The sequence below is a fragment of the Stackebrandtia soli genome, assembly GCF_965137155.1.
In the GTDB taxonomy this organism is placed as follows: Bacteria; Actinomycetota; Actinomycetes; order Mycobacteriales; family Micromonosporaceae; genus Stackebrandtia; species Stackebrandtia soli.
The window spans coordinates 70,570-77,423 of sequence record NZ_CBCRZX010000021.1 but is presented as its reverse complement, the minus strand read 5'-3'; the positions used below and the strand labels follow the sequence as shown (position 1 = coordinate 77,423).

The following is a 6,854-nucleotide window of genomic DNA, read 5'->3' as shown; positions in this document are numbered from 1 at the left end:
GGGCGGACGGGGCGGACGGGGTGCCCGTCGGCTCGGTCGGAGGCCATTCCGCGACTATCCGTCTCGGAGGGGTAGCGCGACGCGACGCCCGCAGCATAGATTCATGGTATTCAATATCACCATTGTGGTGATCCCTTGCCCCATAAGGAGAATGTCATGCAATCGACAGACCGCCACCGCCGTCTCGGCGTGGTGGCCGCGAGCGTCCTCCTCGTCGCCGCGATCGCGCCCGGCACCGCGACGGCCGGCCCGGAACTCGGAACGATCCTCGGGACCGACGACCCGAACGCCCTCACAGGTCGTTACATAGTGGAACTCGCCGACGCGTCCGTGGACGCGACCACCGTCCGAGCGCTCGCCGCCGACTACGACGGCACCGTCACCCACACCTATGACGCCGGACTGCGCGGATTCGCCGCCACAATGGACCCCGAGGACGCCCGGGCCCTCGCCGCCGACCCGGCCGTGGCGGCCGTGTACGCGGACGCGACGGTCGGCATCGAGGCGGTCCAGCCCAACCCGCCCAGCCCCGGCCTCGACCGCATCGACGAGCTCGGCCACGGTCTCGACGGCCAGTACGCCTACCCCGACAGCGCCGGCCAGAACACGACCGTCCACGTCATCGACACCGGAGTTCGGACGAGCCACAGCGACTTCAGCGTCCTCGGTGTTCCCGGCAGCTCGCGCGCCTCCCACGGCTGGGACTTCGTCGACAACGACGCGGACGCCTCCGACTGCAACGGCCACGGCACCCACCTCGCCGGAACCGTCGCGGGCACCGACCACGGCGTCGCGAAATCGGCCAGGATCGTCTCGGTCCGCGTCCTCGGCTGCGCGGGAAGCGGCACCTTCTCCGGAGTGATCGCCGGCCTCGACTGGGCTGTCGACGACGCGAACGGGCGCGGCGTCGCGCTGTTGGCGGTCGGCGGCGGACCCAATACCGTGATCGACGCCGCCGTCGTGGCCGCGTTCAACGCGGGCGTCGCCGTCGTCGTCCCCGCCGGGTCCTCGTCCTCGGACGCGTGCGGCTTCAGCCCCGCCCGTGTCCCCGAGGCGTTCACTATCGGCGTCGTCGACACCGCCACCGATCGGCCGGCGAGCTTCGGCAACTACGGCCCCTGCATTGACATCTGGGCCCCCGGCACCGGCATCACGTCGACGTGGCACACGAGCGACACCGCCGTCCAGACGCTCAGTGGGGGCTCGACGGCCAGCGCCCACGCGGCGGGAGCCCTCGCGCTGTACCTCGGCGAGTTCCCCGGCGCCAGCGCCGCCACCGCGATGGGCGCGCTCGTCACCAACGCCGTCCCCGCGGCCGGGCCGACCGTTCCGCGCCTCTACATGGGATTCCTGAACTAGCGGCTCCGACGATCGGCGGGGCGGTCGCGGACGCCCACATGCGTCACCCGTCGCCGCCCCGGCCGCCGACCTCGAACGGCCCCGAACGGCCCCGAACGGCCCCGAACGGCCCCGAGGCTCCCAGCCACTCGGGCGGCCCTGGAAATGGGGCCGCCCTTGGCATTCCGAGCGCACGTCCACAGCGTGATCACGGAATGACCGAGTCCCGTCGAAGACGACCATCACCGTCGGAACAGACGTCCACGGAAGGACGGCCAGGGAGTCGACGGCCGTCACCGTCCAGACCGATCGCGCCCGATCGTCAAGTCGATAATGGACGGATCGATCAGGCGCGGCGGTCGGCGTACGCGGCCAATTCCGCCAGCTGCACCGGATTCAGCGACGGCCGCACGCGGGTCCGCGCGTCCGCGACATGCGCGGCGGTGACGCTGGCGGCGTCGACCGATTCGCGCATCGCCGACAGGGCCGCCTCCCTGATGAGCGCCGCGCAATCGGCCGCAGAGAAGTGATCGAGCTCTGCTCCGAGGGCGTCGAGGTCGACGTCGTCCGCGAGCGGGACGCCCTTCGCCGCGGAGCGCAGGATCGCGGCACGACCGTCCCCGTCCGGAGGAGGAACGTAGACGAGCCGTTCGAGTCGCCCGGGCCGCAACAGGGCCGGGTCGATCATGTCGGGCCGGTTCGTGGCCCCGATGACGACGACATTGCGCAGCGACTCGACGCCGTCGAGTTCCGTGAGCAGCGCGGCGACGACCCGATCGGCGGTGCCGCCGTCGGTGGAGCCGCCGCGCACGGGCGCGAGGGCGTCGAGCTCGTCGAAGAAGATGAGCGTCGGGGCGGCCTGCCGCGCGCGACGGAACAGGTCGCGGACGGCGGCCTCGCTCTCGCCGACCCATTTCGTCAGCAGCTCAGCGCCCTTCACTGAGAGCACATTGGACTTACCGGTGCCCGCGATGGCCTTGACGAGGAAGGTCTTGCCGCAGCCCGGCGGGCCGTAGAGCAGGACGCCGCGCGGGGCCTCGATGCCGAGCCGAGTGAAGGTGTCGGGGTAGGTCAACGGCCACAACACTGATTCGGTGAGGGTCTGCTTGACCTCCTCCATGCCGCCGACGTCGTCGAGCGTGATCGGTGCGAGTTCCAAGGACGAATCGGCCATGCTGGACGGTCGAACCGTGGTGAGCGCGGAGGCGAAGTCCTCGGCGCCGACCTCCGGTGATCCGCCGTCCTTGGCACGCATGGCGGCGCGGACGGCCGCCTCCCGCACGAGCGTCACCAGATCGGCGGCGACGTAACCGGGCGAGCGGGCGGCGAGGTCGTCGAGGCGGACCTCCGCCGTCAGCGGCATTTCCGCGGTGAACGCCGCCAGCAGCGCTCGCCGAGCCGCGACGTCCGGCATCGGCACGCCGATCTCGTGTTCGAGAAGGCCGGGTTGACGCAGGTTCGGCGATACGGCCTGTGGATCGGCCGTGGTGCAGATGACGGCGTTGCCGTCGCCGAGCGCGGTGCGCATCAGCCTGCGGAACACCGTCGACACAGGCGTCGTCGTCTCCTTGGGGGCCAGTTCCTCGACGCCGGTGACGAGCAGGGTGTCGCCGCCGCGCAGCGCGGCGACGGCGCGGGACAGGACGGCGGCGCCGTCGTTGGCGGCCAGCGCCGCGACGTCGGGGCCGTGGACGTGGTGGAGGGTGCTGTCGACCGCCGCCGCGACGGTTCGAGCCATCGTGGACTTACCGGTGCCCGCCGGTCCCGTCAGCAGGATGCCGAGCGTCATCGCGGTTCCGATGGTGGACAGGACATCGCGGTGGTGGAAGCCGAGGTCCAGCAACTCGCGCAATTCCTCGGCCTGGGCGCGGGGTCCGGCGAAGATGTCGAGCGGGATGACGGGCGGGCTGTCGACGGGGGGCGGCGCGGGTACGAGCGACGGCCGGACCACCTCGGCGGGACGGTCCGCCCGGGTGCCGGTGTTCGCCCACGTCACGCGGGTGTCGGTGGTGATCATGATCGCGTCGTGCGGGTCGGCGTCGGCGATCGTGAGGACGACCGTCGTCCAACCAAGGCCGACCGTGTTCGAGAGGGAGCGCCGGGCGGCCCGTATCGCGTCCCGTTCGGCTCCACCGATGTCGAGCGGAAGGAGGGACACGTCGTCCCCGGTTGAAACCACTTTGGACATCAGGGCGAGGCGCAGGGTCTCCGTCGACACGGCGGCCACGATCTCGGGCGGCCCCGCGACGACGACGTGCCGGGCGGCCGACAGCGCGACCGGTTCGACGTCGACGACGTCCCCGTCGCGCGCGCCGAGGTTGCCGAGCATGAGGTCGTCGGCGTGGACGGCGCCGCGCCCCGCTCCCGCCTCGGCGGCCAGGGCGATGCCCGTGCTCTCCCGGTTGCCGCGCAGTCGTACCGGGTCGCCCTGTTGTAGGCCGAGCGCCGCGAGGACCTCCGGGTGCAGGCGGACGATTCCGCGCCGGGCGTCGAGGGCGGCGGGGCGAAGACTGATGGCGAGACGCAGTGACGGGCGGTTATCCACGTCGGCAAGAGTATCGCCGTGACGCGCCCCCGCCACGAACCACCTGATCCTCAATGGAGGCTCTCTGGGCGGATCGGGTGGCCCTTCCTCGACTGTCGCGACCGAGGTCACCGCCGCGACCGACCCGGGAGACCGTCACCCCTGGGGAGTCGCTCGCGAAGAGCGTGGTCTTCGTTGACGCTGGATCGCCCGGCGCGGCAACGACCGACGTTCGGGGGCGGCTCCGGGCACGAACGCGCGGACCGATCCGACTCGATCGGCCCGCGCGTCGTGGTGATCAGGATTCCGGGGAGGCGAGGCTCATCTGGTACTCGGTGCGGTCGTCCTCTTTGAGGGTCGCCGTCACGGCACCGGCCTCGGCGAGTTCACGCCAGACCTCGCCCAGCCACGACTCGGCGTCGCCCTGGTTGCCGTGACCGTCGGATTCGGGGCCGACGACCGGGTTGCCTTCTGCGTCTTCGAAATGCCAGGTCCACGTCATCGGCTAACCATAATGGCCATCGGCGTTTCGCGGCAAGCCACCGTCGTCGGCACGTCACGCTCCGATCTCAGGACGCGGCGGCGATGACGAGCGCGACGGCGCTGAAGTGACAGATCCACGCGACGACGGTGAGGGTGTGGAAGATCTCGTGGAAGCCGAACCAGTCCGGCCACGGGTTGGGGCGCTTGAGTCCATAGACGACGCCGCCCACGCTGTAGCACAGGCCGCCGGCCACGATCAGGACGACGGCGAGAACGCCGACGCCTGCGAGGAACTGCGGGATGAAGAAGACGGCGACCCAGCCGAGCGCGATGTACAGACCGGTGTACAGCCATCGGGGCGCGCCCATCCACAGTGTCCGAAATACGACCCCGGAGACGGCGCCGATCCAGATGACGAGCATGACGGTCAGGGAGGCGGTGCCGGACAGGGCGATGAGCGCGAACGGCGTGTAGGTGCCCGCGATGATGAGGTAGATGTTCGCGTGGTCGAGGCGGCGCAGGACCTCCTCGACGCGCGGCGAGTGCGTTCCACGGTGGTAGTACCCGCTCGTGCCGAACAGCAGCGCCGATGTGACGGTGAAGACGGCGCAGGCGACGGTGCTCTGGGTGGTGGGGGCGGCGACGGTGAGCACGATGCCCGCGATCACGACGAACGGGAACACTATGGCGTGCAGGGCGCCGCGCAGGCGCGGCTTCGCCGGGGCGGTGATGGTGCTCATGACGTCCTCGTCTCTTGAACTGTCACTAGAGGTTGCCCCGGTGACGTCACGACGCGCAAGGCGAGTGCGTCATCAGGCGGAACGGGGGGCTTCGCATACGAATTCGCTTGTACGCGTGAGCTTCGACGGCGCCGCCGACGGCCGCTGGACCGCCGACGCGGGGCGGCCATGAACGTGGCGATGCCGCCGCCGAGTTGCCGGATGGCGAGGCAGCCCCCAAGTTACGCCGTCGTAGGTTACTGCTCCGTAAAGTGTGACGTAGGCCTCCGCCCAGGAGCGAAGAAGTGGGGATAACCCCCGCTCGAAACGGTCTCCGACAAGCGTCAGGAGCGACGCGACGACCTCGTCGAGGGGAACGCTCGTATCGACCTCCATCGACGCCCCGGCGCGCAACAGCGGCTCGATGGTGCTCCCGAACTCGCTTGCGTGCGAAGGCTGAACCTGCGACCTTCCTGGCGTGACCATAGTTCTTGGAGATCGACAGAGGTTTGCCGCCGAAGTCGGCGAGTGGGACCACGCGCTACGGCGCGTAGATCTGTGGATCGCCGGGGAGTGGCTGACTTGCGACGACAACATGGCATTCGTCCGACAGTTCCGCCCCGACGTGCTGGACACAGTTGCCCGGTTGCGCACCGGAGCAGGCCTTTGTCTGCCCTTCGGCTTGTCCCCGAAGGCTGCGCACCGGCGCCTCATGCTGTCTGCCGGAGAGGACCACGAGACCGAGGCCGAGTACGAGTTCCGCAGACATCACCGGGTCCTGGACTGGGGGCCGACGACCGACAACGCAACCGTCCACCTGTTTCGCGACGGTGACCGGTTGATGATCACACTGCAATTTTGGCGGATAGAACATCTGCGCAGGAAGCCCGAGCACGCTGGCGAGGTCTTCCTGGCAGAGATCCCTGTTCCGGAGTTGGTCGGCATCCTCGAGAACCTTGCGGCCGCTCTTGGCGTTGGTCCCCAAGTCTCCTGACAGACCGACGGCGGGATCCCCGGCGTGGTGGGCGGGTACGGAGGGGATAACCCCCGCTCGAAACGGTCTCCGACAAGCGTCAGGAGCGACGCGACGACCTCGTCGAGGGGAACGCTCGTATCGACCTCCATCGACGCCCCGGCGCGCAACAGCGGCTCGACCGTGCGGAGTTGCTCCAGGATCTCGGCGAGTTCCTCGGGTCGTTTGCCGTAGCCGTTCGTGGTGCGGGTGGCGAGCCGTCTTCGCAACAGCGACTCCGGCGCGCTGAGCAGCACGACGTGATCGAAGTATTCGTAGAAGTCGCCCTGGTTCTCGACGCAGCCGGAGACGAACAGCGTCGACTCGCGCGCACCGGACAGCAGGTCCCGCATCCGGTCCGGCCGCCAGATCCAGCCCGGCTCCGCGAACGGCGTCGGCGGGGGCGTGCCGTCGGCGGGGCCGCACCAACCGTCCTCGTCGGTGTCGACGGCCTGGTACCCGCGTTTCGCGAGCGCGGCGATCACCGTCGACTTTCCCGTGCCGGAGAGCCCGGTCAGCAACACCCGCGTCATGACGCCACCCTATTCCGACCACGGGGAACACGCGCGGCGTGCGTCGAGTCCGCGCGGTCGACATGCCGTCGGAGAGTGTGGGGCCAACGCGAGCCCACCTGGGCCATCCACTACGGCGACGCTTCGACCCGGCGAGCACCGAGGGGACGTCGGTCGAGCCGTTTCGGAACGCTCGACCGGTCAAGCGGGGCCGGGAGTACCGCAACGCCCGAACACCGTCCCGAGGTCCCGAGCCCGATCCTCCC

6 protein-coding genes are annotated in these 6,854 nt (G+C 69.9%); 1 reads left to right on the top strand and 5 read right to left on the bottom strand.

Annotated elements, in window-relative coordinates; genetic code table 11:
* Positions 1-156: 156 nt before the first annotated feature.
* Positions 157-1,359, top strand: coding sequence for a S8 family peptidase (locus ACM9NP_RS13955; RefSeq protein ID WP_415647105.1), 1,203 nt, complete (start codon positions 157-159; stop codon positions 1,357-1,359).
* Positions 1,360-1,684: 325 nt separating this feature from the next.
* Here the strand turns inward: ACM9NP_RS13955 and ACM9NP_RS13950 are convergent, their stop codons facing one another.
* From ACM9NP_RS13950 to ACM9NP_RS13930, 5 genes are all read right to left on the bottom strand, one after another.
* On the bottom strand, positions 1,685-3,883 hold the full coding sequence (locus tag ACM9NP_RS13950) for an AAA family ATPase (protein WP_415647104.1): 2,199 nt from the start codon (positions 3,881-3,883) through the stop codon (positions 1,685-1,687).
* Positions 3,884-4,160: 277 nt separating this feature from the next.
* Entirely contained in the window at positions 4,161-4,364 is a 204-nt protein-coding gene (locus tag ACM9NP_RS13945) for a hypothetical protein (protein ID WP_415647103.1), read from the bottom strand.
* 67 nt (positions 4,365-4,431) lie between these two features.
* Positions 4,432-5,085 (bottom strand): PAQR family membrane homeostasis protein TrhA, encoded by a 654-nt coding sequence (gene trhA / locus ACM9NP_RS13940; RefSeq protein WP_415647102.1) that lies wholly within the window; start codon positions 5,083-5,085, stop codon positions 4,432-4,434.
* A 520-nt stretch (positions 5,086-5,605) separates the two neighbouring features.
* The gene (locus ACM9NP_RS13935; RefSeq protein ID WP_415647101.1) at positions 5,606-5,833 is read right to left on the bottom strand and encodes a hypothetical protein; all 228 of its coding nucleotides are present in this window, start codon (positions 5,831-5,833) and stop codon (positions 5,606-5,608) included.
* Positions 5,833-6,609 carry an AAA family ATPase gene (locus ACM9NP_RS13930; RefSeq protein ID WP_415647100.1) on the bottom strand — a complete coding sequence of 259 codons (777 nt, stop codon included), beginning with the start codon at positions 6,607-6,609 and terminating at the stop codon, positions 5,833-5,835. Before ACM9NP_RS13930 ends, ACM9NP_RS13935 begins: the two co-directional genes overlap by 1 nt.
* Between the last annotated feature and the right edge of the window lie 245 nt (positions 6,610-6,854).